At 50.9% G+C, this 2,112-nt stretch carries 2 protein-coding genes; one reads left to right on the top strand and one right to left on the bottom strand.

The annotated features are described in order from the left end of the window. Positions 1–609: cation:proton antiporter (locus tag ACEW8P_RS14135; protein WP_373513725.1), on the bottom strand; the 609-nt coding region annotated here is incomplete at its 3' end. Between the two features lie 102 nt (positions 610–711). Between ACEW8P_RS14135 and ACEW8P_RS14130 the strand changes: the two genes are divergently transcribed. Continuing rightward, positions 712–2,106, top strand: coding sequence for a TIGR00341 family protein (locus tag ACEW8P_RS14130; RefSeq protein WP_373513724.1), 1,395 nt, complete (start codon positions 712–714; stop codon positions 2,104–2,106). The last annotated feature ends 6 nt before the right edge of the window (positions 2,107–2,112 follow it).

Genomic DNA, 2,112 nt, shown 5'->3' with positions numbered 1-2,112 from the left:
CAGCAACGCCACTTCGCCGGGTGTTACCTGATCGACGCCCAGGGTGGCTACTTCCAGAATGGTCAGGAAAATAACTACCCCTACACCGTCATTGAACAGCGACTCGCCCGTAATGACGATTTCCAGATTTTTGGGAATCTTGGCTTCCTTCAAAATCCCCAGCACCGCAATAGGGTCGGTGGGTGAAATCAGCGCCCCCAGTAGCAGACAGTGAATGAACGGCAACGGGAAACCGATCAGCGGCATGATGTAAAAAAATAACGCCCCAATCAGAAAGGTGGACATCAGCACACCCAGCGTGGCGAAACTCAGGATACTCCACTTTTGCTCGCGCATAAGAGCCATATCAGTGTGCAAGGCCCCGGCAAAAAGCAGGAAACTCAGCATCACTTCCAAAAGTACTTGGGGGAAGTCTATCTCGCTCACGAGGCTCTTAACGCCCGCAAGTACCGTCGGGCTAAACTGCCCTACGATCAGAATGCCGATGGAGGCCAGCAGCGCGATGAGCATGAGGCCAATGGTGGTGGGTAGTTTTAGGTAACGGAAATTGACGTAAGCAAACAGGGCACAAATAGTGGTGAGCAGGGCAATTACGGTAAACAGATCCATCAATTATTGGAGTTAGATTGGAAGGGGTATCTTGCTTTGTAGGTTATCAAATATATAAGTATTTATCTTTGGCCTCAGCATATATTTTCTGTTTTCGCCGCTATGAGTGAACCCAGGTCATCCTTCAGTACTTCCATTTTCCTCCGATACGTGCGGGGCTTCGTCTATCATCTTTTCAATCTGGAAGAAGGCAAAGCCGATGAGGAGGAGGTAATAGAGGACATCAAGCGGGGTGTCACCTTCCGGGGAACCAACCTCTGGATTCTGATCTGCGCGATCTTCATCTGCTCCATTGGTCTCAATGTGAACTCGACCGCTGTGGTCATCGGGGCCATGTTGATCTCGCCGCTCATGGGACCAATCATCGGCGTGGGGCTGGGCGTGGGGATTTTGGATCTTGACTTAATCCGCCGCGCCTTGAAAAACCTGGGGATCGCCGCCGGAATCAGTGTGCTTTCTTCGACGGTTTACTTTCTAATCACTCCACTCGACGATGCCCATACGGAGATTCTGGCCCGTACCTCTCCCACGCTCTGGGATGTGCTAATCGCCCTTTTTGGTGGTTTTGCCGGGATTATTGCCAGCACCCGCCAGGATAAGAGTAATGCTATTCCGGGTGTAGCCATCGCCACGGCGCTCATGCCGCCCCTCTGTACAGCAGGCTACGGTATCGCCACCGGGCAGTGGAATTTCTTCATCGGGGCGTTCTTCTTGTTTTCGATCAATTGTGTGTTCATTACACTCTCTACTTTTCTAATAGTCAAGTACCTGCGTTTCAAGACTCGCCACTACGTGGATGACGCTACTGACCGCCGGGTAAAGCTGTGGGTCGGGTTTTTTGTGCTGGCCACTGCCGTTCCCAGCGTCTTTCTGGCGGCCAACGTGGTGCGTAAAAGTTTTTTCGAAAGAAAAGCGCGCGACTTTGTGGAAGCAGAGATCAACACACCGGCTACGCAAATTATCAATCAGCAACTCGTGTATCGGCCCGATACTTCCAGCATTGTTATTACCTGCATCGGCCAAACACTCGATAGCAGCCAAATAAGGAAGATAAGCAAGCAACTTCCCAAGTACGGCCTTGGCAACACACGGTTGATCGTCCGACAGAACTACAACGAGGTCAATGCCCACATGCTCGATGAGTTCAACACCAACCTGCGGACGGGAATTTTGGAAGATTTATACAAGAAAAACGAGGAACTGGTGCAGAACAAGGACGCTCGCATCGACATGCTCGAGAAAGAAATTGCCCGATATCGTACCATCAACACTCAATCGGGAGACATCGGCCAGGAAATAAAGGTGCAGTACCCCAATATCGACGAATTCTCGCTCACGATGTCGCCTATCTTCAACCTCAAAACCGCCAAGGCTGACACGGCTTACCTCGCTTACGCCAAATTCACCAAACGCCCCTCATCCCGCGAAACCAAACGCATGGAGGATTGGCTGAAAGTAAGGGTGAAGTCGAAGGATTTGCGGTTGGTAGTTCAATAGGAGAAA

Origin of the sequence: Persicitalea sp., from assembly GCF_041751555.1 — a bacterium.
In the GTDB taxonomy this organism is placed as follows: domain Bacteria; phylum Bacteroidota; class Bacteroidia; order Cytophagales; family Spirosomataceae; genus Persicitalea.
The sequence above is the reverse complement of the archived record's forward strand: the minus strand, read 5'-3'. Positions and strand labels throughout refer to the sequence as shown.